Annotated in this window: 18 protein-coding genes; 5 read left to right on the forward strand and 13 right to left on the reverse strand. The window is 55.6% G+C overall.

All coding sequences use genetic code 11. The features are described 5' to 3' along the window. The first annotated feature begins 17 nt into the window (after positions 1–17). Complete coding sequence (locus ACOVRA_RS12670) at positions 18–1,052, forward strand: SIS domain-containing protein (protein WP_421720607.1); 1,035 nt, start codon at positions 18–20, stop codon at positions 1,050–1,052. Further along, complete coding sequence (gene nagA / locus ACOVRA_RS12675; protein ID WP_421720608.1) at positions 1,049–2,188, forward strand: N-acetylglucosamine-6-phosphate deacetylase; 1,140 nt, start codon at positions 1,049–1,051, stop codon at positions 2,186–2,188. The genes ACOVRA_RS12670 and nagA overlap by 4 nt, the downstream gene beginning before the upstream one ends. Here nagA and ACOVRA_RS12680 read toward each other — a convergent pair. From ACOVRA_RS12680 to ACOVRA_RS12695, 4 genes are all read right to left on the reverse strand, one after another. After that, positions 2,185–3,426, reverse strand: a complete 1,242-nt coding sequence (locus ACOVRA_RS12680) for an NAD(P)/FAD-dependent oxidoreductase (protein ID WP_421720609.1) — start codon at positions 3,424–3,426, stop codon at positions 2,185–2,187. The genes nagA and ACOVRA_RS12680 overlap by 4 nt on opposite strands. A 57-nt stretch (positions 3,427–3,483) precedes the next feature. After that, complete coding sequence (locus ACOVRA_RS12685) at positions 3,484–4,944, reverse strand: flavin-containing monooxygenase (RefSeq protein WP_421720610.1); 1,461 nt, start codon at positions 4,942–4,944, stop codon at positions 3,484–3,486. 98 nt (positions 4,945–5,042) lie between these two features. After that, entirely contained in the window at positions 5,043–5,597 is a 555-nt protein-coding gene (locus ACOVRA_RS12690) for an ActR/PrrA/RegA family redox response regulator transcription factor (RefSeq protein ID WP_290806863.1), read from the reverse strand. Between the two features lie 69 nt (positions 5,598–5,666). Continuing rightward, entirely contained in the window at positions 5,667–7,034 is a 1,368-nt protein-coding gene (locus ACOVRA_RS12695; RefSeq protein ID WP_421720611.1) for an ActS/PrrB/RegB family redox-sensitive histidine kinase, read from the reverse strand. 192 nt (positions 7,035–7,226) lie between these two features. On the opposite strand from ACOVRA_RS12695, the gene ACOVRA_RS12700 reads away from it, so the two are divergent. Next, positions 7,227–10,322 carry a M16 family metallopeptidase gene (locus ACOVRA_RS12700; RefSeq protein ID WP_421720612.1) on the forward strand — a complete coding sequence of 1,032 codons (3,096 nt, stop codon included), beginning with the start codon at positions 7,227–7,229 and terminating at the stop codon, positions 10,320–10,322. Positions 10,323–10,368: 46 nt separating this feature from the next. On the opposite strand, the gene ACOVRA_RS12705 is transcribed toward ACOVRA_RS12700, so the two are convergent. The 3 genes from ACOVRA_RS12705 to ACOVRA_RS12715 all read right to left on the reverse strand — a co-directional run bounded on the left by ACOVRA_RS12705 (position 10,369) and on the right by ACOVRA_RS12715 (position 13,839). Then, positions 10,369–10,800: a hypothetical protein gene (locus ACOVRA_RS12705; RefSeq protein WP_421720613.1), complete on the reverse strand. Its 432-nt coding sequence runs from the start codon at positions 10,798–10,800 to the stop codon at positions 10,369–10,371. 38 nt (positions 10,801–10,838) lie between these two features. Then, positions 10,839–12,830 (reverse strand): alkyl/aryl-sulfatase, encoded by a 1,992-nt coding sequence (locus ACOVRA_RS12710; RefSeq protein WP_421720614.1) that lies wholly within the window; start codon positions 12,828–12,830, stop codon positions 10,839–10,841. A gap of 121 nt (positions 12,831–12,951) precedes the next feature. Beyond that, a complete protein-coding gene (locus ACOVRA_RS12715) occupies positions 12,952–13,839 on the reverse strand; it encodes a LysR substrate-binding domain-containing protein (protein WP_421720615.1) in 888 nt (295 codons plus the stop codon). A gap of 120 nt (positions 13,840–13,959) precedes the next feature. Here ACOVRA_RS12715 and ACOVRA_RS12720 point away from each other — a divergent pair, with 120 nt between their 5' ends. Beyond that, positions 13,960–15,069 carry an S-(hydroxymethyl)glutathione dehydrogenase/class III alcohol dehydrogenase gene (locus ACOVRA_RS12720; RefSeq protein WP_421720616.1) on the forward strand — a complete coding sequence of 370 codons (1,110 nt, stop codon included), beginning with the start codon at positions 13,960–13,962 and terminating at the stop codon, positions 15,067–15,069. A gap of 26 nt (positions 15,070–15,095) precedes the next feature. Then, positions 15,096–15,941: an S-formylglutathione hydrolase gene (gene fghA, locus ACOVRA_RS12725; protein ID WP_421720617.1), complete on the forward strand. Its 846-nt coding sequence runs from the start codon at positions 15,096–15,098 to the stop codon at positions 15,939–15,941. A gap of 15 nt (positions 15,942–15,956) precedes the next feature. On the opposite strand, the gene ACOVRA_RS12730 is transcribed toward fghA, so the two are convergent. From ACOVRA_RS12730 to ACOVRA_RS12755, 6 genes are all read right to left on the reverse strand, one after another. Continuing rightward, on the reverse strand, positions 15,957–16,691 hold the full coding sequence (locus tag ACOVRA_RS12730) for a hypothetical protein (protein WP_421720618.1): 735 nt from the start codon (positions 16,689–16,691) through the stop codon (positions 15,957–15,959). Positions 16,692–17,028: 337 nt separating this feature from the next. Next, positions 17,029–17,463, reverse strand: a complete 435-nt coding sequence (locus tag ACOVRA_RS12735; protein ID WP_421720619.1) for a DUF1330 domain-containing protein — start codon at positions 17,461–17,463, stop codon at positions 17,029–17,031. A 28-nt stretch (positions 17,464–17,491) separates the two neighbouring features. Continuing rightward, positions 17,492–18,460: a DUF1838 family protein gene (locus ACOVRA_RS12740; RefSeq protein ID WP_421720620.1), complete on the reverse strand. Its 969-nt coding sequence runs from the start codon at positions 18,458–18,460 to the stop codon at positions 17,492–17,494. Positions 18,461–18,484: 24 nt separating this feature from the next. After that, a complete protein-coding gene (locus tag ACOVRA_RS12745; protein ID WP_421720621.1) occupies positions 18,485–19,687 on the reverse strand; it encodes a serine hydrolase domain-containing protein in 1,203 nt (400 codons plus the stop codon). Next, on the reverse strand, positions 19,687–21,867 hold the full coding sequence (locus ACOVRA_RS12750; RefSeq protein WP_421720622.1) for a TonB-dependent receptor: 2,181 nt from the start codon (positions 21,865–21,867) through the stop codon (positions 19,687–19,689). Before ACOVRA_RS12750 ends, ACOVRA_RS12745 begins: the two co-directional genes overlap by 1 nt. Before the next feature lie 147 nt (positions 21,868–22,014). Beyond that, entirely contained in the window at positions 22,015–22,836 is an 822-nt protein-coding gene (locus ACOVRA_RS12755; protein WP_421720623.1) for a LytTR family DNA-binding domain-containing protein, read from the reverse strand. Positions 22,837–22,935 lie beyond the last annotated feature (99 nt).

The following is a 22,935-nucleotide window of genomic DNA, read 5'->3' on the forward strand; positions in this document are numbered from 1 at the left end:
ACCTTAGGAGAATCCCCTTGAATCATTCCAGCACCTTGATGTGGTCTGAGGCTCATGAAGCCGGTCAGGTTGTTCGTCGCCAATATCAAGAGAATAAAGTCCTGATGCGGGATTTGGGTGCCCGCTTGCGCGCGCAAAGGCCCCGCCTTGTTTTGACCTGCGCGCGGGGATCTTCCGACCATGCAGCAGGCTTTGCCAAATATGCGATTGAAACAAGGCTTGGCGTGCTGGTTGCTTCGCATGCGCCCTCGACATCCTCAATCTTTGGCAAACCGCTCAGCGACCTAGATGGTGCGCTATTTGTTGTCATTTCTCAGTCTGGCAAAAGCCCTGACATTCTGACGTCCATTGCTTTCGCAAAGGAGGCGGGGGCGTTTGTTGTGGCGATGGTCAATGATGCAAGCTCACCTGCCGCCAAAGCCGCGGACGTGTTCGTGCCACTCTATGCTGGTCCCGAACTGGCTGTGGCCGCGACCAAATCCTACATCGCTTCTTTGTCGGCGATCGTGCATTTAGTGGCTGAGTGGAGCGAAGATACAGGGTTGCTTGCGGCACTAGAAGGAGCCGGCGATCACATCAGCGACGCTTTCGCGCGGGATTGGTCCAAACTGGGTGACGCACTTTTGCAGGCCAAGAGCCTATTTGTGATCGGCCGGGGTCTGACCTTTGGGATTGCCCATGAGATGGCCCTCAAGCTGAAAGAGACCAGTGCGCTGCACGCTGAAGCCTTCTCGGCTGCCGAAGTTCGCCATGGGCCGATGGCAATTGTCGAAGCGGGTTTTCCTGTGATCATGATTGCCCCGATGGATGAAGCAGCGGCGAGTTTCCCAGCCTTGAGTGAAGAGTTCTCAGCGCGTCATGCCCGCGTATTTGCCTCGGGCGGGCCATTTCCCGGTGCCATCGACTTACCAACGCAGGCGGGGCTTCATCCACTCATTGCGCCATTATGCCAGGTTTCTTCCTTTTACGCCTGCGCGGAGGCATTGGCCCGTGCGCGTGGGAGAAACCCCGATGCGCCGCCTTGGCTCAATAAAGTCACAGAAACACAATGACCTCCATTGCTTTTCTGAATGGAAGCTTTGCGCTTGGCGAGCAAATCGTTTCAGGCCAAACCTTACTTGTCTCGCGCGGCACGATTGAAGCAATCGGGCCCGACTTGGCCATACCAGCGCACTATGACCGTTATGATTTAAGTGGGGACATCCTCTCCCCGGGCTTTGTCGACATACAGGTCAATGGTGGTGGTGGCGCGCTCTTCAATGATGCGCCAACCGTTGAAACCATCGCGACCATTGCGAAGGCCCATGCGAAATTTGGTACGACTTCGCTTCTGCCCACATTGATCTCTGACGACCTAGACAAGGTGGCCCAAGCCATCGCGGCTGTTGATGCCGCCATCGAAGCTGGGGTGCCAGGCATTCTGGGTATTCATCTTGAGGGGCCGTTTCTGAATGCCAGTCGCAAGGGTGTGCATGACGCGTCGAAATTCAAAGTCCTTGACCCGAATGCCATCGAACTCCTGACAAGCCTTAAGCGCGGCAAGACCCTGATTACCTTGGCACCAGAAACCGCGCCGCCGGGGGCGATTGCGGAGCTTGTCCGTCGCGGTGCCGTGGTTTTTGCCGGCCATACCGAGGCGAGCTATGAGCAGATCATCGCGGCAGAGGCAGAAGGGCTTCGGGGTTTCACCCACATCTTCAATGCCATGAGCCAGCTTTCCAGCCGTGCCCCGGGTGTGGTGGGGGCCGCCCTTTCAAGCCCAAATTCTTTTTCAGGCTTGATAGCCGATGGTGTTCATGTCCATGCCGCCAATCTGGCTTTGGTGGCGCGCTTGCTTGGGCCACAGCGCACTGTTCTGGTCAGTGACGCCATGCCAACCCTAGGCTCGGATCAAGATTGGTTTGAGCTGAAGGGCGAGAGGATTTTTGCGCGCGGGCTGACCTGCTACACGCCCGATGGGGTCTTGGCGGGCTCTAATCTGTCCATGCATGATGCGCTTGGTGTCATGATGCAGCAGACCGGGATCCAACTGGCTGAGGTTCTACAAATGGCCAGTCATGCCCCGGCACTCGCCATGGGCCTTGAGGTCCAAGTTGGTCAGTTGGCAGTTGGTGCGCAGGCTGACTTTTTACAATTGGATGCCCAAGCCAATCTGGTGAAGGTCTGGCAGAACGGCCGTCAGCTCTAATTGGCAGCGGGACGGACCCAAGCGTCGATGCCCTTGGCGGCATGTTGGGCACTGGAGAAACTGGCCTGCAAAAGATAGCCACCAGTCGGCGCATCCCAGTTGAGCATTTCACCGGCCACAAATACGCCCGGACATGCCGTCAGCATGAGTTGTTGATTGACCGCGTCCTGATTGATCCCGCCAGCAGTTGAAATCGCGCGCTCTAGGCCTGCAAGGCCAGTCAACTCGATCGGTACGGACTTGATCAATCGCGCGAGCCCCATGGCGGTGGTAGGCAGTTTGTTGCCTGTCGCTTCGCGCATCAGAGCAATGGCAGGAGGGGCCAGCTTCAGGTGGCTTTTGAGCGCTGTGGAGATTGACTGACCTGCTTTGGCCTTAACCAGTCGCTGAGCAAGCGCTTCGGTGTCAACGTCAGGTCGTAGATCAATCTGGATCTGACAAGAACCAGTTTTTTGAGCCGCCCGCAGAACAGGCGACAAGGCGTAAATGGGACCACCTTCGAGGCCGGTACTGGTGATAACTAGGTCACCGCGTGAACGCGTATCACCTAGGCGGACCTCTGCATTCTTGATGATTGCGCCGCCAAAACCAGCTTTCAGCGTCTCCGTCCAAGCGGCATGCACACCAACATTGGAGGCTTCCAACGGGGTAATGCCCACACCCAGCTTGCCCAGCAAATTCGTCCAAGCGCCATCTGCGCCAAGCTTGGGCCAAGACGCCCCGCCCAAAGCTAACAAGGTAGCGGCACCGACTTGCTCACTGGTCGATCCGTCCTTGTGGGAAAATTGTGCGGCGCCCGTGTCCGAAAAACCTGTCCAGCGGGCACCCGTTGTGATGGTGACGCCCAAATCTTGCAGCCGCCTGAGCCATGCCCGCAGTAAGGGGGAGGCTTTGAGGCTTCGGGGGAACACCCGCCCACTAGACCCAACAAACAGAGCTTGCCCTAGATCTTCTGCCCAAGCTCTTAGATCATCGGGTGTAAACGCATCCAGCCAAGTCTCTGCCCAATCCTTTGATGCACCATAACGTGGCTTAAACTCGGCAAGCGCTTCGCTGTGGGTGAGGTTCAGGCCGCCGCGTCCGGCCAAAAGAAACTTTCGGCCCACCGATGCCATGCCGTCATAGACATGCACCTTGTGGCCAGCTTTTGCCAAATATTCAGCCGCGAACAGACCGGCTGGCCCTGCACCTATGATGATAACGGGCAGGGGAGGGACTTCGACTGTGGGCTCGATCATGGGACAATCATGACAGGTGTTGGCTGGCCCTGTCCATCCAGACGCCGCTAATAGCCCTTAGGCGGCTTTTGGCTTGGAGAAGTGCATGACATCATCTTCCAACTTTCCGAACCGGAACGCCATCAGATCAAGCGCATAATTTTGATGCACTTTCCACGGGGCGACATGACCTTGCTTTGGGAAGTTTTCCATCGCGCGGGTGACATAGCCCGACGTAAAGTCCAGCCAAGGTGCGGGTTCTAAGACTTCGCTGCCTTTTTCTGGCAGGCATGTCGTCTGACCCGTGGCGTCCAAATGCTTGAGCAAACGGCACATATATTCGGCCGTCAGATCAGCTTTGAGGGTCCAAGATGCATTGGTATAGCCGAATGCAGAAGCCAAATTCGGCACCCCACTATACATCATGCCCTTATAGGAGAAGGTCTTGGAGAAATCGACCGCGGTGCCGTCCACCTGAAACGGTACACCGCTCAAGACTTGCAGTTGTAGGCCCGTCGCTGTCACGATGATGTCCGCATCGATCCGCTCACCGGATTTCAAGACAATGCCAGCGTCGTCAAACCGCTCAATATGATCGGTCACCACACTGGCCTTACCGGCCTTGATGGCGGTGAACAGGTCAGCATCGGGCACCAAACACAGACGCTGGTCCCATGGGTTGTAGCTTGGCGTGAAATGTTTGGCCATGTCGAAATCGGCGGGCAATTCTTCTTTCAATAGGCCCAATAGGCGTTCCTTGACCTGTGCTGGGTGCTTGCGCGCCATGGTGTAGAAATACATTTGGAACAGCACATTGCGCCAGCGGATCAAGCCATAGGCCAGCTTGCTGGGCAGAATTTTGCGCAAGTTATTGGCGAAGGCATCTTCGCCGGGCCGCGAGACCACATAAGTGGGCGATCTTTGCAGCATGGTGACATGGGCGGCTTGGTCTGACATGGCAGGTACCAAGGTGACGGCTGTTGCGCCACTGCCAATAATCACGACTTTCTTGCCGCGATAATCAAGATTCTCTGGCCAGAATTGTGGATGGATGATCTGGCCCTTGAAGTTTTCCTCGCCTGCAAATTCAGGGCGGTGGGCTTGGCTGTAATTATAATAGCCGGTGCACATATAGAGGAAGCTACAGGTCAGCTGTCCTTTCTCTTGGGCCTCGCCAGAGGTGTAATCAATTGTCCAACGCGCGGTAGCAGAATCCCAAGAAGCCGATACCACGCGGTGGTTCAAACGAATCTTGGACTTGATGGCATGTTCGTCGGCGGTTTCATGCAGATAGTTCAGGATCGATGGCCCGTCTGCAATCGCCTTGGCTTCGGTCCAGGGTTTGAACGAGAAGCCCAGTGTATACATATCCGAGTCAGATCGTATGCCTGGATAGCGGAATAGGTCCCACGTGCCGCCAATGGCAGGCCGACCTTCGAAAATCGCGTAGCTTTTGCCGGGGCATTGGCTTTTTAGGTGGTAAGCCCCACTGATGCCAGAGATACCGGCACCTACAATCAGCACGTCAAGATGTTCCAAGGTGACATTCCTATGAGCATGGTTTGGATTCTACGCTGGTTGCGCGATCCTTTTGCCCATCGTTATGGAGCACGGTGCCTACGTCAAGGAATAAAGCTTCAGCGTGGGGCGCGCTTGGCCAAAATCCGCTGCAATGTCCGGCGGTGCATGTTGAGGCGGCGCGCCGTTTCCGACACATTGTGCCCGCAAAGCTCAAACACCCGCTGAATATGTTCCCAGCGCACGCGGTCTGCGCTCATCGGGTTAGCCGGGGGGTCTGGCAAGTGATCGCTTTGCGCCATCAGAGCCTTGACCACATCATCGGCATCGGCAGGCTTGGACAGATAATCGACTGCCCCGGCCTTCACGGCTGCGACCGCGGTCGCAATATTGCCATAGCCAGTTAGCATCACGACCCGCGCATCCGGGCGACGCACGTGCAATTCTTCTACCACCGAAAGCCCTGAGCCATCTTCGAGGCGCAGATCCAAAACGGCGAATGCGGGCGGATCACTGCGGGCAATGGTCATAGCCTCTTCCACGCCCGCTGCCGTTTTGACTGAAAAGCCGCGACTCTCCAGTGCGCGGGCCAAACGATTGCGCAGGGGTGCGTCATCATCCATCACAAGGAGGGAGCGATCGGGCAGTGCGTCAATGACAGTTTCTGTGGCCATGGCGTTTTTTGGACCCAAACGCCCAGCACCGCAAGTGACAAGAAGTCGCAGGGGCTCTTGGGGGTTTCGTCAGGATTTCGCGGCAATCGCTGACAAGGGCCAAATCGTCTGAACCACTGCGCCCTCGCCGCGCTTTATGCCATTCCAAAAAGAGACCTGCCCACCCGAGCGCTCCAGCAGGGTTTTAGCAATGAAAAAGCCCAGCCCCATTCCTTCGCGCGCATTTGCGGAAGGCGAGCCTTGCAGACTGGTCGATACATAAGGTTCACCCAATCGGTCGAGAATGGCTTCATCAAAGCCTGGCCCATCGTCGGTGATGGTCACGCGCACGCTGCGCTCGTCCCATTTGGCCGAGACCGTGACGGCTTGGTTCGCATAATGAAGGGCATTCTCAAACATGTTGCCCAACCCATAGAGGATGGCAGGCTTGCGAATGACCATGAGCTCGCCCTTGCCCTCTGGGCCTTGGATGTCAAACAACACTGCCTTCTGGCCCATTTCGGGGTGCCGCTCTGCGACTTCCTCCAGCAATTGGCCAAACGGCAGGGTATCGGTCACCGATTCTGGAATTTCCTTTTGATTGGTTAGATTGCGCAGAATTTCCCGGCAGCGTTGGGCTTGGGACAGGATCAGTTCAGCATCTTCCATGTCGAGGCTGTTGGGCGGTAATGAGCGCAACATCTCTTTCGCCGTAACCTGGATGGTGGCCAGAGGCGTGCCCAATTCATGCGCAGCCGCCGCGGCAAGTCCACCCAAGGCCGCCAGCCTTTGTTCACGCGCCAGCACTTCTTGTGTCGCAATCAGGGCATCAGCAAGCTGGCTTTCTTCCAGCGAGACGCGCCAAGCATAGCTTGCGGTAAAGATCAGGCCAATGATGATCGCAAACGCCATGGCGAATTGATACAGGGCAGGCATCATGAAGCTGCCGGCTGGAAGCCAGGGCAGGGGATAGGAATAAAGCGCCAGCACACATACGCTCAAAACCGTCACCAAAATAATGCTAAGCGTCCAACGGGGCTGGAGCGTCGAGGCTGCGATGGTGGCTGGTGCGATCAGCAATAAGCAGAATGGGTTCGAGATCCCCCCAGTCAGATAAAGCAAAAGCGCCAACTGCAGGACGTCAAAGGTCAATTGCGCGGCTGCCTCCCACTGTCGCACCAATCTCTGCGGCGGCAGACCAACCGTGATGATGATGTTCAGCGTGATATTGGCTGCAATCGTCACAAGGCAGGCCAGAAGGGGCAGTTCAAACTTGAAGCCGAAATGGACGATCAGAACGGTGATAAACTGCCCAATCAAGGCGAACCAGCGAGAGCCAACCAAGGTGCGCGATCGCAGACGGCCGACAAAAGGCGCATTGACCGCAATGGCGGCGGCGATAATTTCTTGATCTTTCGACAGATTGTTCATGCGATGAGCATAAGCATCCGATGCCATTCGTGTAACGCCTTTTGTTGGATCCTGATGCGATAGATTGCCGCATCTCTTTAGCCACCGATGCGGGTCGCGCGCAAATCACGGGGGAATTTGGTGATGGGGCTCGGAACCAATTTCTCTGCAGGCGCAACTTGCAGAAAACCAGAACTCGTTCAAAATCTCAGATTGAATTATTTGTTAAGGTTTTTGACCGTGAGATTTCCGAAGCAGTTTTTCCAGAGCACTTTGGCGATGTGGCACTTCATGTTGTGGCTTGCAGCTTTTGCCCTAGGCTTAGGTCCCTCGATGGGTTGGGCGCAAGCACAAAGCAAAAATCAGGCGGCCCATCTCGCTCAGGGTCAAAGCGACCTTTCTCTTTTACCGGGGCCGATCATCGTCATGCCACCGGGTGGACTAAAGGTCCAAGCAGCAAAACCAACGACTATCTGGCCGTGGGAAGCCACGGGCGAAACACCAGACCCCGCCATCCGCTTTGGTCGGCTAGAGAATGGCATGCGCTATGCCATCCAGCGTGATGATAATAAGGAGGGCGAAGTTGCGCTGCGCTTTCGGATCGATGTTGGCTCAGCCTTTGAGGAAGATCACCAGCTCGGCTATGCGCATTTCTTGGAGCATATGGCGTTTAACGGCTCGAAAAATGTTCCCGAGGGTGAACTCATAAAGCGCATGGAGCGGCTAGGTGCGGCGTTTGGTAGGCATGTGAATGCCTCAACCAGCACGAATGAAACCATTTACATGTTCGACTTGCCCAAGGCGGATGAAGGGCGTCTCGAGCTTGCCCTCGATCTCTTCCGCGAGACGGCGGATCGGTTGACCTTAGCCCAAGATGCGATTGATCGCGAAAAAGGCATTGTCTCAAACGAGCAGATCAGCCGCGCGTCGCCCATGGCAGACAGGTTCAAAGAGCGCCAAAAGCTATTCTACCCCCGTGTGCGCGACACGCATCGAAGCCCGATTGGAACCATTGCAAGTATTGAGGCAACAAGTTCGGCAAGCCTGCGTGCCTTTTATGAGCGTTGGTATCGGCCTGAACGGGCCATCCTTGTAATTGTTGGTGCAGTCGACGTGGATGCGACTGAAGCTATGATTAAGGAGCGGTTTGCAAGCTGGAAGCCCGCGCTGGACGAGCCAAATCCTCAAGAGCCAAGCAAAGGACAATGGGAAGAAAACAAGCTTGCCGTCTATATTGACCGCTCAAACACCTTGCCAGAAGAGTTCGTCATTGAAGCTGAGCGGCCGGACCCTCGGCTGTTTGAGCGAGGATCACGCGAAGAAGAGAGCATTCGCTCAAGTGTGCGGACGCTTACCTTCAACATTGTGAACCGACGCCTCGGCTTGGCTGCAAAGCAGGGCGATCCACCACAACTCTTGTCAGCTTCCTATGGTGGGCCATTTGCGGGGCCGGACAATGCAGCTGGCATGGGCTGGCGCGCGCAATTTGATTTCGTGCCTCGTAATCGGGACTGGCAAGGCGGGATGAAGGCAATCGCGCTGGAGATGCGGCGCATCTTGCGGGATGGGATTTCACAAGAAGAGAGGGATCGTGCCATCGCAGATTGGACGCGTGAAAGGCCCTCAAGCGGCTTTTCCGACTTTTTTGACGGTACTGGGGGAAAGGCAGACAGCATTTTGTGGGCGCTGTCCTCCAATTGGACCCCGACGGCAAAGCAAGATCGCGCCACTCGGCGCGCACAGCTGTTGCGTGAGTATGAGCAAATCACAGTCGCGCGTCTGAATGAAGAGCTGCGCTTTTATTGGCAAGGCGTGCAACCCCGCTTCTTGATCACGACCCAAGATCCAAGCGTGACAGAGGCCAGTGTCTTGGCGTTGTGGCGCGAGATTTTGGCCGCGCCAATCCCACCGCAGCAAGTGATAAAACCTGTCCGATTTCAACCTGTGAAACTCGGCCCCGCAGGAAAGCTTGCCGGGCGTTGGCGGGAGCCGGGCCTGGATGCCGACTTTGTCCGCTTTGAAAATGGCGTGACCTTGGTTGTTAAACCCAATGCAACAAAGGTGACTGACCCGACACAGCCGAAGAGGCCCGGCCAAGTCGCCCTTACGGTTCAACTCAGCGCTGGTTGGCTTGCGTTTCGCGATGGCGATGCCCTCTGGGCTGGCCTTGCCGAACGGGAATGGGGACTTGGTGGCTTTAGTAATCTCAAAGCGTCAGACATGAGCAAGGCATTCCGGGACTCGGCACTAAGCCCAATTAATCGCGACATTGGCTTGGTGCGAACCAGCCTATCGACAGAAACGCTTCTGACCAATTTCAATGAAACATTGGATGTTGTCTTGGCGCAAATTGTCTCACCCAAATTGGGCACAGACAGTGTTCAATTATACAAAGATCGGTTCAGACAGTTTTTGGTCGGTCGCCAACTTACAGCTCAGGATGTCTTTAGGCAAAAGCGATCCAACCTCTATCAGACGGGGTCGCCAATTTTTGCGTCCCGAACACCAGAGGAGCTCCTGCAGGCCTTTCTGAATATTGATCCTGCCCAAGCCAATGAACGGCTGCTGATCATTTTGAAAGATGCTCCAATCAATGTCATTATCGTTGGGGATATCGATGTAGACACAGCCATAAAGGCGGTCGAAAGCCGCTTTGGTGCCTTACCCAAAAGGCGCGGGTTGGATTCGGGTATTGCAGTCGCGCACAATTGGCGTCTGACGGATGGCGGTGGCCCAACGCAAATCTTTCAGCATGGTGGCAAAGAAGATCAGGCGCTCGTCCACGTAGCTTGGCAAGTCGAAAACATTGAGAAGGGTCCAGATGCCTTTCGGCTCGACTTACTGAGCGAGATTTTTCAAATCCGAGCCAATGATGTGATCCGGGAAGCTTTCGGGCAATCCTATTCACCGTCAGTCGGGACCACTCGCTTGCCAGGCTATGGTGACAATGTCGTTCTGGCCGTGACGGCAATTGTGCTGCCAAAGGATGTTGAGAGTGTGGAAGCCCGCATCCGCACCATTGCCAAGGACCTCGCGACCAATGGCCCCACCGAGGATGAAATCGCCCGTGCCCGCACACCGCTTCTTGAGAACAAAGCCCAAGACTGTGACGCGAATGCGTGCTGGGTCTCGACCATTTCCGACGCGCTGGCCAAGCGCGACATTGGCGAACGCGAGGCGCGCCCGTGGCAGGATCGATCTGACGCTTTGCCCACTCTGCGCGCTTTGACGCGCGAAGAATTGCAAGCCTTGGCGCAACGCTATTTCGTCGATAATCGCCTCATACGGGCTCAGGTGTTGCCTGGCGCGAAGCAAGGTGAGAGCGGCCCTAACTGAACGGGCAAAGTTATCATCCTTGCCCGTTGCGAAGCCTTTGGCTGCCTTAGAAAGGCAGGGGTTGCAGATCGGGCTCAACCCAGTTTTGTCGCGCCACTGGGCTGAAAATGGTTGTCTTGTGCCAATAACTTAAAAGCCACTCGCTTCGACCAAAGGGTCCTCCAACCAAGTCGTCCAATATCTGGCTCAATGAAATCGCGGCGTCATGGGTGCTCAGATGATGAGATGCCGCACGAAGCGACGCCACCGTGATTGTGTGATGATAGCCACTCACATCGGTATTCGCGGTACCCGTGGCCAAATTGAAGCTTGAGATAAGTGACCTCATCTGCTCCGGCTCAGCGAGTTCGGGTCGATGCCGCAAGAGCCACAAGGCGGCAGCGAAATGACCTTTGTGAGTCCATTCGTGCTTTGGCAGTGTGCGGTCCAAGAACTGAAGCGTGTGCTGTTCAATCAATTGGTCTTGGTTTGCAGACATTGACATGGCCCCACACGACTCATTTCAATCCCCCCCCCTTACGGCGTCACAATCGGGAAAGGTGGTTTCGGCTCCGCGGTGTCTAGGCTGCCCATGAAGGCGCGAAGGGCATCGGTTTTGCCATCGATCTTCATGACGCCACGCAGCACAAGGCTCGCAGGGCTGGTGCCTGAAAATAGCATGCCGAGGAAAGCAGGCCTTGGCATGGTCACGGTGGCATCGACTGGTTCGGTGCTGGGTCCTTCATTGACCATCACTGAATTGCGCAGCACCAAGCGATAGCGCTCATTGCGGTCTGGGAAGACAAAGGCCACCGCGATATTCTTGCCCTTGGCTTTTTCCGGATCGACGCGAATGGCCAAGAGGTCAAACAATTGCGGTGAGGAAATCGCGCTGATCATGTCGGGCGCGACGGTTCCTGCGTTCGGTACGCTGGGCGTCTTGCGGGCTTCTTGGGCGCCATTGAGATACATGTTGCGCCACAACATGCTTTCGGCCTGATAACCCATTTGCTCAAAGGATTGGGCCAAAAGCTCGCGTGCGGGTTTGTTGGTGGTGTCTGCAAACACGATGCGGCTGGCAAGTTCAGCAGACCAGCGATAATCGCCGGCATCAAAGGCAGTCTTGGCAATGCCAAGTGCCTTATCGGCCCCGCCCATGGCGTCGACATAGCGTTTGGCCACAGCTTCTGGCGGCAAGGGGTTTAGATTGGCCGGATTGGCATCATACCAGCCCAGATAACGCTGATAGACGGCTTTTGAATTGTGGCTCATCGTGCCGTAATAGCCGTGATTATACCATTGCTGGGTCAGGATCTCAGGAAGCGCGATGGTTTCGGCAATCTCGGTCGCGGTCATGCCTTGGTTCATCAAACGCACCGATTGATCGTGCAGATACTTATAGGCGTCGCGGTGATTGGCGACATAGGTCGCAACCTCTTGCCGCCCCCAACGTGGCCAACCGTGCGAGACAAACATCACCTCGGTGCGCGCGCCAAATAAGTTCATGCTCTCGGTCAAATAGTCCGCCCACGCTTTTGAATCGCGCACCAAAGCGCCGCGAGGCGGCAGAATATTGTGCATGGTGACATTGGCATTTTCCGCCAAGCACAGCGCGCCCAAGTCTGGGAAGAAGAAGTTCATTTCAGCGGGCGCCTCGGTGCCCGGCGTTACCTGAAACTCAATCCGCATGCCGTCGACCGTCATGGTCTGGCCGGTGCGCTCTATTATGTCGGTTGGCGCGATCAGGCCTAGCGCCCCACCAACGGGGACCTCCATCCCGATCCCGGCACCCACTTGACCGGCTGGGCCGCGTTCTAAAGTGGTGCCAAATTGGAAGACGGCGCGGCGGCTCATGGCCGGGCCGGCAATCAGATTTTCGCTGACCGCATGTTCCATAAAGCCCGAAGGCGCGATGATTTTGACTTTGCCGGCTGCGACGTCGGCTTCACTCACAATACCTTTCACGCCACCGAAATGGTCAGCATGGCTATGGGTGTAGATCACAGCGTGAATCGGTTTGTCGCCGACATGCTTTTTCACCAGGCTCATAGCGGCCTTGGCCGTTTCCGCGACGGTCAACGGGTCGATGACAATATAGCCCGTGTCGGTTTCGATGATTGACATGACCGAGATATCAAAGCCGCGCACTTGCCAGATTTTCGGGGCGACTTTGAACAGACCATGCATGCGCAGAAGTGCCGCATGTCGCCACAGGCTGGGATTGGCGGTGTCGGGTGCGGGGCCTTGGGCGAAATTGTATGCAGAAAGATCGAGCACCACTTTACCCGCTGCATTGCGGATCAACGGGTCTTCCAAGGTGGCGACAAAGCCACGCTTGGCCAGCTCATCCTCACTCGTGTTGCTCCAGGGCAGGGTAGCCGAAAAAGCCTTGTTGGCGGCAATTGTCTGGGGCGTTGCGGCACCGACAGTCTGGGCTTGGGCCACGGGCGACCAAGCAACCAGCCCCACACTGAGTAGCGCACTGGCCTTGAGCCAGAGCTGCCGGGAATTGCGGTTTGATGCCAACATGATGTGTCTCCCAAATGCACGCTGCCTTGTCGGCAAGCTTTTATGGTGCCCAACTTGCCTTTGCTCGGGCGGCAACGTCAATCCGGAAACTGGGTCGCGACTGACTTGAAGGGGGCGAGCATTAAGGCTGCGCGATTGCAGCGGCGAGGTCGCGCTTTAACAGGCTGACCGCGCCGCGTACTTTAGGCAACAGATGGCGACGTTGAGGATAGACAGCCCAGATCGGCTCCTCGGCCGGCCTGAAGCCACCAAGAACTTCCACCAATTCGCTAGACCTCAAGGCAGGTAGGACATAAAATTCGGGCAATTGGCAGACACCCATCCCCGCAATGGCCGCCTCTAAAACCCCATTGCCATTATTACAGCGCCACCGCCCGCTGGGCTTAAACTCTAAGGCTTGGCCTTGTGCATCCTTAAAATGCCAATTGCTGGCAGAACCTAATAGGCACGCGTGATCCTTTAACTGGTCGACGCTTTCAAGCGGGGGTGCCGTCTTGAGGTAGGCAGGTGCCGCACAGGTCAAAAGCGCACGCGAACCGACGCGGGTGCGGATTAAGCCAGAGTCGGGCATCTGCCCGGTACGGATGGCCAAATCATAGCCTTCGCCGACCAGATCAACCACGCGGTTCGTGAGGTCTAGTTCGACACTCAAATCTGGATGCTGCATGGCAAAGCGCCGTAACAAGGGCGCGACATAGCGTTCTCCCATGGTGGTAGAACACGTCACCCGCAATTCGCCGCGCGGCTCGCCCTGAGCGGTGACAGAGGCGAGAATATCGTCTCGCTCCGCAAGTATTCTGCGACACTGGTCGAGGATCGCGCGACCCGTATCCGTCAACTTCACACTGCGCGTCGTCCGGTCAAACAATTGCGCCTGTAATCGAGCCTCAAGCTGCACGATCACCCGGCTGATGCGGGTGGTTGAGGTGCCGAGCAGCTTTGCGCCCCCCGAGAAAGAGCCTGCGGTGGCAATGGCCACAAACTCATCCAATCCTTGCCACTGACTCATGATTATCCCGAATATGGTAAGATGAATTGCGATTATGGCTATTTATCTCGGAATTGTAAAATTGCTATGGTTGCTGAGCAAACCTTGCAACCTTTCCCACACCTGATGAGTTTAACCCGCATGAAGACCCGCGCCGCAGTCGCTTTTGAAGCCCGTAAACCCTTAGAAATCGTGGAATTGGATCTCGAAGGGCCCAAGGCAGGCGAAGTGCTGGTTGAAATCATGGCAACAGGCATTTGTCACACAGACGCCTATACGCTGGGTGGTCTCGATAGTGAGGGAAAGTTCCCGACCGTGCTTGGTCATGAAGGGGCGGGGATTGTCCGCGAAGTCGGGGCAGGGGTGACGAGTGTGGCACCCGGCGATCATGTCATTCCACTTTACACACCCGAATGCCGTCAGTGCAAAAGCTGTCTCTCTGGCAAGACCAATTTGTGCACCGCCATCCGCGCCACTCAGGGCCAAGGCCTGATGCCCGATGGCACCAGCCGATTTAGCTACAAGGGCCAAACCGTTTATCACTATATGGGCTGCTCGACATTTTCGAACTTCACCGTGCTGCCCGAGATCGCGGTAGCCAAAATTCGTACCGACGCGCCATTTGAGCAAACCTGTTATATTGGCTGCGGAGTCACCACGGGCGTAGGGGCGGTGGTCAATACGGCCAAGGTCACACCGGGTTCGACGGTCATTGTTTTTGGCTTGGGTGGCATTGGCCTGAATGTCGTGCAGGCTGCCCGTATGGTCGGGGCGGACAAAATTGTCGGCGTCGACATTAATCCAGACCGGGAAGCTTGGGGCGTACGCTTTGGCATGACCCATTTCGTCAATCCCAGCTTGATCACGGGCGATATGGTCCAACATCTCGTCGCGCTGACCGATGGCGGCGCGGACTATACGTTTGACTGCACAGGCAATACCGATGTGATGCGGCAAGCTTTAGAGGCGTGTCATCGTGGTTGGGGTGTCTCGACCGTGATTGGCGTCGCTGAAGCGGGTAAGGAAATTTCGACGCGTCCCTTCCAATTGGTGACAGGACGGGTGTGGAAGGGCTCTGCCTTTGGTGGGGCCCGTGGTCGCACCGACGTACCCAAAATCGTCGATTGGTACATGAATGGGAAGATCGAGATCGATCCCATGATCACCCATGTGTTGAGCCTCGAAGATATCAATAAGGGTTTTGACTTGATGCATGCGGGCGAAAGCATCCGCAGCGTTGTGGTGTTCTAAGTCGGCATTCAATCCGGGGTGAGCGTATGTGTTTAACCATCATCTCATCGGTCAAAGCCCATGGTGGCGAGCAGAGGGTCTATAGCCATCCATCTTCGGCCACCGGCACAGAGATGGTGTTCTCGGCCTTTATACCTGATCATCCGGCGGGCCAAAAGCTGCCCGTCGTTTGGTATTTGTCGGGGCTGACCTGCACCCACGCCAATGTCACGGAAAAGGGCGAGTATCGCGCCGCCTGTGCCGAACTTGGCCTCATCTTCATCGCACCCGATACCTCACCACGCGGGGAGGGGGTGCCCGACGATCCAGAGGGGGCCTATGACTTCGGGCTGGGCGCGGGCTTCTATGTGGATGCAACCCAAAAGCCGTTCGCCAAAAATTATCAGATGCGTCGCTATCTTGAAACGGAATTGCCCGAGCTGATCGCCGAGCATTTGCCCGTCGATATGGATCGACAAGCCATGATGGGTCATTCCATGGGTGGCCATGGTGCCTTAACGATTGCATTGCGCAATCCGGGTCGCTTTGCTTCTGTCTCGGCCTTCGCCCCGATTGTCGCGCCAATGGCGTGTCCTTGGGGGCAGAAGGCATTGACCGGCTATCTGGGCGAGGGCCAAGGCGTGTGGCTTGCTTATGATGCCTGCGCTCTGATTGAAGCAGGCGCACGACTGCCCGACTTATTAGTCGACCAAGGCACGGCTGACCCATTCCTCGAAACACAACTCAAGACGCATTTATTGGTCGAGGCCTGCGATGCCGCCAAGCAAAAGGCGACGATCCGGATGCAAGACGGCTATGACCACAGCTATTATTTCATCTCGACCTTTATGGACGAGCATCTGCGCTGGCACTACGCGCGGCTGGTTGGGTAGTTTAACCGTGCTTAGCTACTCCGCCTTTGCCGGCGAATTGGCTTGGATGGCCTTAATCAAACGCGAATTACCTTTGTCCATCGTCGATTGTAGCATTGCGTGTAAGAGCGGTGAGTGAACGATCCGCATGATGGCGAAATAGGCTATATTAATCTCCGATGACTCTGCCGCGCTTACAGAATAGTCTTGTCCAAATACGTTAACGTCAATCTCGACTGTGAAAGGCGGATAGTTGTTGGTGAGGTCGCTCGGATCAAACCATCCGCTTTGCATCCGGTCGCGACCACATTTCGGAGCGCGCCAGATATTTGGAGACTTCACGTCTGGAGTCCCAGGCGCGCCATAGCCGCCAACGCTTGCTGAGGCTGCTGCCCAACCAACCGCTTTGGCTTCTGCTTCTTGGTTGAGATAAATGTCGTATCGTCTCACAATGAGTGGCCCTGACTTCCCGGGAAATGCCTCAGCAAGCGCATTCTCAAGCCGAGCAATCCGGTCTGCGGCGAAATTGATGTCGCCGAGCTGTGTGACACCAAGGGCACAGGAAAAACCTCCCGCCCAGCCAGTCAGATCGAATTCGTCTTTTGTCGCGTTGGGCTTTCGCTGATCGACAATTGTGAAGGTGCCTGAGAGGGTTGCGGGTGGCTTAAGTCTGCTCGCCACCATCTCCAGTCGGGCAATCTCTTCTGGCGAAAGCGGCGTGGATGCGCAGCCAGCAAGACAAAATGCCAATCCAATAAACCAAAAGCGCATCGGCCCCTCCCAAATTGATGCGCGATAAAACTAAAAGCCAGAACTGGGCTGGTCAACGACCTCCGATTGTCTGCTCGGATCGTTTTGCGTGCGTTTGGACGTGCAAAACACACCGAAGAAAAGGGCGAGAACACGCTTGGAATCCCATTAAATCAGGGCGACTTCATCTTTCTGATACGAGGTTTCGCGGCTAATTTGAGGGCTTCAAGGCATTTCAAATTTCCGTGACCCACGCGTTCGGTAATCGACCTTAGTGCGCGCACCATCTCATTTGATTAGTTCGCATAATATAGATTATGGGACAAAGTGAAGCGTGGAGGCCTAAAATAAAGGTTGTCTATTTGCGCGGTTCAGGCACCGCATTGAACAGCATGATAGAATAATTGCCCGTATTGGCGCGCAAGGGCTTTAGCTTCTCTTGATACTCGGCTGAATTCCACATGGCCTCAAACGCGGCGCGGCATGGGTAATGTTCGACGACAAAGCCGCGATCACTTGGCCATTGTCCTTCAAGCACTAATGTCGGCGCGCCCGATATTTTGTAAGAGCCTTGATTGCGACGCACGATGCCACTTGCCCGCATGGCTTCGGCATAGGGTCTTGCTTTGGTGCGATCAAATTGATCCACCATAATGACCAGATAGACCGGCTTATCACAGCTCGCCCCCTCCCCTCCTTGGCTGGTTGGCGCGGGTGGGTTGGTTACTGGTGTTGAACTTGGGGCTTGGGCCAGTGCGAGCCAAAGGGCGGCGCTGAGAGTTGCAAGATACATAGGCCGCCTTTCTGGTGCGTTGCAGGAATTAGGGCTTGGCGGGCCGACGTGCGGCCATGAAGTGATCCCAATCGGTCTTATACTCCCCTGTCCACGTCTTGGGAGCAGACAGGAATTGCGGCGCGACGCGTTCATAATAATCCAAGAGAACGCGCGGCACCTCGCCAATCGACTTCACCTTATAGGCGATCAGATGGTTATAAATATGCCCAGGCCTTTGCCCCATCAACATCCAGGGTCGCCACTCTTTGTTCGTGTGCCATGCGGCAAAAATGGGCGGGGATGGAATGTCCGGATTTTCAACTTCCGAACGCTTGATGCGCCACGTATTGTGCTCTGAATAGCGCATCATCGCGCCGGTTGATTCAGCTGGCCAAGCGACCGGGTCGAGTGGGTTCTTGCGTTGGGCTTGCGCATCAAGCGCGACAATAAAGTGGCCATCATGCTCCTCAATCGGCATGAAGAAGCCATTAGTGCCATAGCTGGACGGACGCAGAAGTCGCCAGCCACCCGCATTGATCGGGCGATGCGGGTCGAGGCGCAAATTGATTGGCCCTGTCCGTAAATGCCAAACATCGACGGCGCGATTGTCCAAATAGGGGTTCTGCCAAGTCTCGAGCACTTTGCCGGTTGCAAGGTCAGTGAAGACGGCCGCCTCGCTGCCAAGAATGCGCCAGGACGCATCGGGCTGGCGGAACGTGCGGACTGGGCTGAAGCCCAACATGCCATAAAGCGGCACCAAGTCGGTACCATTGGTGACGCCAAATGTCGTGCCCTCATAGACCAGCAGCGTTTCGGCCCCATCTTCTTCGCTGGCAGACATCTTCACATACATGCGCAGATGATCTTCGGGATTTGACAGGTCAAGTGGGCGATTAACGCCACGGCTCGAACCCGCCGCCGTGGCAAGAGCTGGCAGGCTTAAGGCCGCAGCACCAGCCCCTAAGCCCAACAAGGACCTACGCCCCATCATCATTTCCAAATGCGTACCTAGCATCCTAAAACTCCTGACCTGACTATGTTAGTTTGCGCCCGCAAGGATCAAATTGACCAGCTTGCTATTGTCCCACTCACGCGTCACCTCACCGATGCGAACCACAACCAGATTTTTGGATGGAACGACATAGACGCGCTGACCGCCATAGCCATCCACATAGAAGACGTCCTCTGCCGCGAATGGTTCAGCGGATTTGACCACATAGGTCACGCGCGGATCGGTCGCCATGCGCCGCACGGGGGCGAAGGGAGAGCCCAAATACATGAAACCAAAATTAGGATTGGTGGCAGAAGGTTTGCGCATCTCTGCAATGAAGCTGGCCGGGACCAATTGCCGACCTTTCCAGCGGCCATTCTGCGCGAGCAAAATCCCGACGTTTAGCCAATCAGTTGGGGCGGAGAATAATCCCGCGTCGACATGGGCCTCCCCGCCTGGCCGATTGAGCCACATATAGGCCTGCTTATTCCCCAAGGGCTTCCAGAGGTTCTCAGACAAGATCTCATGATACGGCTTGTTATAGACGCGCGAGACGATGATGCTCAAAATCTCTGGAACCATATAATTATAATCAAAGCGCGTGCCGGGTGGATACAAAGCCGGATACTCATTCACGATCACCTCTTTGGTGTTAGACCCCCAATAGGCGCGCGCATCCCTTGAATAGAGCCCGTCTGAAAAATGGGCATCGCGTCTGAGATCGAGCCCAGCATTTTGCTGCAACAGATTTCGGATTGTGATTTTGGCGCGATCATCCTTTTGCCATTCCGGCAAATAGGTTGCGGCAGGTGTATCCAAAGAAGCTATCTTGCCGTCTGCCACAGCCATCCCAACCAACAGGACCAGCGGGATATGCTGCATGTGGTAGGTATGGCTGATCGTGTCTGCTCCTGTCGATGGGGCGTAATAGGCATGCTCAAGTTGACCCTTGCGCCACACCAAAAGGGCCGATGATTTTTGCGATTCAGCATAGGCTTGCGCTTGAGCAAGTGCCTCCGCCGAAATCGTTCGCTTGCCTACCGGAGCGAGTTTGAGGTCGGCCTTATGGTTTCCAGCAACCTCGATCTGAGGCTGGAAGAACGAAATTGGCCATGGCAAAGTCTTTGGCAAATTCGCCCGCCGCGACTCCAGAAGTGGATCGCGTTGTTGAACGGCCTCGCTCTGTGCATGAACATCCCCGACAAGCAGGAAGAAAGCGGCGGCAGCGGCAAGATAGGCTTGGCGTTTCATCAGAATTTATACTGCAGCGAGAGTTCTGCCGCGCGGCTGTTTCTGAGTTTGATCAGATAACCAAAGCGCGACAAGGCAGGTGAGTTTAAGTCTGTGAAGCGGGTCGCAAACTCTGGAATGTCGCTGTTCAACGCATTGTCGATCCGCAACGCAATCCGCAGCTTTTCGGTTTCTACCCCCAGGCTGAGATTCACCAAATGCAGCGCGCCAATATAGGCTTGGTTGACCTCGGAAACATATTGACGCCCGCGATAGGAATAATCACCCCGAACAAAGCCATCCAGTTTGTCGGAAATTTTTCGGGTGTAGGCGGCGCTAAATGAGCTCTGCCACGTGGGCGTATTTGGCAATTGATAGCCGGCGGCTTGGGCATTGCGATAAACCCGCAGGGAATTTGGCGACAGGAAGTTTTTATACTCGGCATCGATATAGGCCAAGGTCGCATTCAGATTGAGGCCTTTCATCGGCACTGCCGCTGCCTCGACTTCAAGACCCTTAATGCCGCTGGCCCCCAGATTGCGCAGGATGTTGACAATCCGACCATCGCTACCGACTGTCTCCGCCCGATAGACTTGGTTGGTCCAATCAATCTCAAACGCGGCCACATTCAGGCGAAGGCGATTGTCGAGGAATTGGGTTTTCGCGCCGATCTCGTAGCTCCAAAGCGATTCCGAATCGACTTTGACAAATTCCACTGGGATATTGGTTCCCGTGTTGAATTGGCCAGGCTGATTGCCCTTAGCAGCCGAGCCGTAGAGCATGAAATTCTTGCTGGGCTTATATTCAACGATCACGCGAGGCAGGAAGGCTTCATAGTCCACATTGATGGCTGGGTTACCAGGAATTGCCGAGCGCTTTTGGTTCTCGGTTTGATAACGCCCATCAACGCTGACCGTCACGGCCTCGCCGACATCAAATTCTACGGAGCCAAATACTGCCTTTGTGCGGACTTCAACAAAGGGGATGGCGATGGTGGCTGAGTTGGCGCGATAGCTATAGCTATCTTCAGCAAACAAATAGCCACCGACTAAGAAGCGAATTGGTTTGTCGGTTGGGCTGCGCAACCGAACTTCTTGGCTGAAGTTCTCAATCTTACCAATGAAATTGGAATGGAACGCGCCCCCTGCGGACACGCGATCTGAATAATCGCAGTCGCAGAATGTATCGCCCCGTTGCAGAGCGAAGGTGGTGACTGCCGTTAGATTATAGTCGCCCAAACGCCAGTCGACATTCATGATGGCGCGGGTTTGGTCGTTCTTTTGATAGCCGCCACCGGTGAGGTTCAGGTTCAAACTAACCTTAGACGCGTCGGGCCGAAGCTTGCCGCAAAAATAGGTGAAGACACCGGCGGTGTTGGGAAAGCAATTGAGCGTCTCTGCACCTTGAATGAAGTGGGGCACTTGGCCCTTGTCATTGAATGCGGTCTGGAACGCTTTTAAGTCGATGGTCAAATCATCCGTCGGCGTGAAGCGCAGTGCGCCTGTGACGCCGAAATGGTTCTGGGCACCCGTCAGTCGCCCATCAAGTTTGTTGCGATATTCCCCAGCGAAAGTCTCGCTATTGATGCTGACCCGGTAAAATAGCTTGTCGTCTACAAGGGGGCCGGTCACCGAAGCATGAACGCGCGCACGCTCATTATCGCCATAGCTGAAGCGCAGGTCACCGCCAAACTCACGCGAGGGTGACTTGGTGATATAATTGATGGCACCGGCAAATGTGGCGCGGCCAAACAAAGCAGCCTGCGGCCCGCGCACAACTTCTACCCGTTCAATATCTGGAAAGAAGACGGTTCGGCCAAGCACCGAGAAATAATTACCATCGACGAAAGATGAGCTGGTCTGCAGCGTGCGTTCAAAGGACGTACTGGACATCCCCCGGATAAAGGGCTGCTCGGTACCCGCCTGAATGTTCTGCATCGAGAAGCCGGGTGTTACCAGAGCAATGTCGCTAATGTCGCGAAGGCCGCGGGCCTGAATGTCTTGGCCTGTCAGCGCACTGACGCTCAATGGCGTGTCTTGCAAACTTTCAACCCGCTTACGCGCCGTCACCACTACCACTTCAACTTCGGCTGCCTCACGTTCGGCTGGCACGGTTTGAGCTTGGGCCGGAGCCCAAGGCAGAGCCGACAGAAGTGCGATGCTGGTTAGTGACGAGGTCCAAAATAATTTGCGTTGAGTCATTCTTATCCCCCTACGATTGCTGCATGCTACACGCGGGTTTGTCGCGCGCATCGCAAAAGTCGGAATTGGCGCTTGGGGACCGCAAATGGCTCTTGGCGCAAGTTGCCATTCGCGTCATCCGCACTTTTTATATTGTAATACAGTGTATTAAATAAGGCCCGCAGCTTTCAACAAGCCTACATTGGTCCGGCTGACTGGGATCTCGCGACCGGTGCGAAGGGCCACGCGATAGGTCTTCCCATCGTGATTGATCCGCTCGATTGCGCTGGTGGCAATCCAATGAGAGCGGTGGGCTTGGATCCCTGGAACATCACGCACCTCTTTCAGTGCATCTGAAAACCGGTAGCGGATGAGCGCATTGCCCTTGGTTGTGACCACACGCACATAATGGTCTTCTGCGCTCAACAATTGGATATCGACGCCCAGGTGAAATGGCAAAAGCGCGCGGAAACCTTTTCGCTCTGCTAAGCCAAAGGCATTCGTGCCGGTAGGGAGGGTTGCAGGCGTAGCTGTTTCCTCGCCCAGTGGTGGCGCAGGATTGGGGTCGGGTTGGTCACTCGCTCTGCCTTCAGACGCCGGCACGGTTGGTGGCTTGGCCAGCACCAAATAGGATGGAAAGTGGAAGTAGCGCGCAAAGAAGAAGGCAACCGTGATCCAATAAATCGGTACGCTGCTATAGGCGACAAAGCGGCGCAAATCCAAAAACGCCTCTGGAAAGGGTGGGTTGACCTGATAGCTCGACCCCGCGGGAAGTTGTGTTGAGAACATCCCGACATAGAGCGGCAAATAGAAGGAGAAAATCGCCATGGCGAGCAAGGAGCCGCCAAAGAGCACAAGCCATCGATGCGGGTGGAGTTTTGCAAATAGCGCGTGGATCAGGCGGCTACAGCCATCCAACAAGACCCACAGCGGAATGGTGATTCCAAGCCAATAAGGAATCGCCCAATAGATGGGTAATAGCCGGGCCATGCCCGCTTCATTCATTGCAAACAGCAAGGATGTTATGGCCGGGACGCCAAGATAGAACAGAAGCCTCGTCTTTAAGCTCTCGCTATCCTTGTCCATGCA

Origin of the sequence: Aquidulcibacter sp. (genome assembly GCF_049239865.1) — a bacterium.
Classification (GTDB): Bacteria; Pseudomonadota; Alphaproteobacteria; order Caulobacterales; family Aquidulcibacteraceae; genus Aquidulcibacter.

Excerpts from the sequence above, each read along its gene's own strand:
- ACOVRA_RS12705 (WP_421720613.1), bottom strand. The coding sequence starts at position 10,800 with ATGTCTGCAAACCAAGACCAATTGATTGAACAGCACACGCTTCAGTTC.
- ACOVRA_RS12690 (WP_290806863.1), bottom strand. The coding sequence starts at position 5,597 with ATGGCCACAGAAACTGTCATTGACGCACTGCCCGATCGCTCCCTCCTT.
- ACOVRA_RS12730 (WP_421720618.1), bottom strand. The coding sequence starts at position 16,691 with ATGCGCTTTTGGTTTATTGGATTGGCATTTTGTCTTGCTGGCTGCGCA.
- nagA (WP_421720608.1), top strand. The coding sequence starts at position 1,049 with ATGACCTCCATTGCTTTTCTGAATGGAAGCTTTGCGCTTGGCGAGCAA.
- ACOVRA_RS12710 (WP_421720614.1), bottom strand. The coding sequence starts at position 12,830 with ATGTTGGCATCAAACCGCAATTCCCGGCAGCTCTGGCTCAAGGCCAGT.
- ACOVRA_RS12750 (WP_421720622.1), bottom strand. The coding sequence starts at position 21,867 with ATGACTCAACGCAAATTATTTTGGACCTCGTCACTAACCAGCATCGCA.
- ACOVRA_RS12735 (WP_421720619.1), bottom strand. The coding sequence starts at position 17,463 with ATGTATCTTGCAACTCTCAGCGCCGCCCTTTGGCTCGCACTGGCCCAA.
- ACOVRA_RS12680 (WP_421720609.1), bottom strand. The coding sequence starts at position 3,426 with ATGATCGAGCCCACAGTCGAAGTCCCTCCCCTGCCCGTTATCATCATA.
- ACOVRA_RS12695 (WP_421720611.1), bottom strand. The coding sequence starts at position 7,034 with ATGGCATCGGATGCTTATGCTCATCGCATGAACAATCTGTCGAAAGAT.
- fghA (WP_421720617.1), top strand. The coding sequence starts at position 15,096 with ATGTGTTTAACCATCATCTCATCGGTCAAAGCCCATGGTGGCGAGCAG.
- ACOVRA_RS12755 (WP_421720623.1), bottom strand. The coding sequence starts at position 22,836 with ATGGCCCGGCTATTACCCATCTATTGGGCGATTCCTTATTGGCTTGGA.
- ACOVRA_RS12715 (WP_421720615.1), bottom strand. The coding sequence starts at position 13,839 with ATGAGTCAGTGGCAAGGATTGGATGAGTTTGTGGCCATTGCCACCGCA.
- ACOVRA_RS12720 (WP_421720616.1), top strand. The coding sequence starts at position 13,960 with ATGAAGACCCGCGCCGCAGTCGCTTTTGAAGCCCGTAAACCCTTAGAA.
- ACOVRA_RS12740 (WP_421720620.1), bottom strand. The coding sequence starts at position 18,460 with ATGCTAGGTACGCATTTGGAAATGATGATGGGGCGTAGGTCCTTGTTG.
- ACOVRA_RS12745 (WP_421720621.1), bottom strand. The coding sequence starts at position 19,687 with ATGAAACGCCAAGCCTATCTTGCCGCTGCCGCCGCTTTCTTCCTGCTT.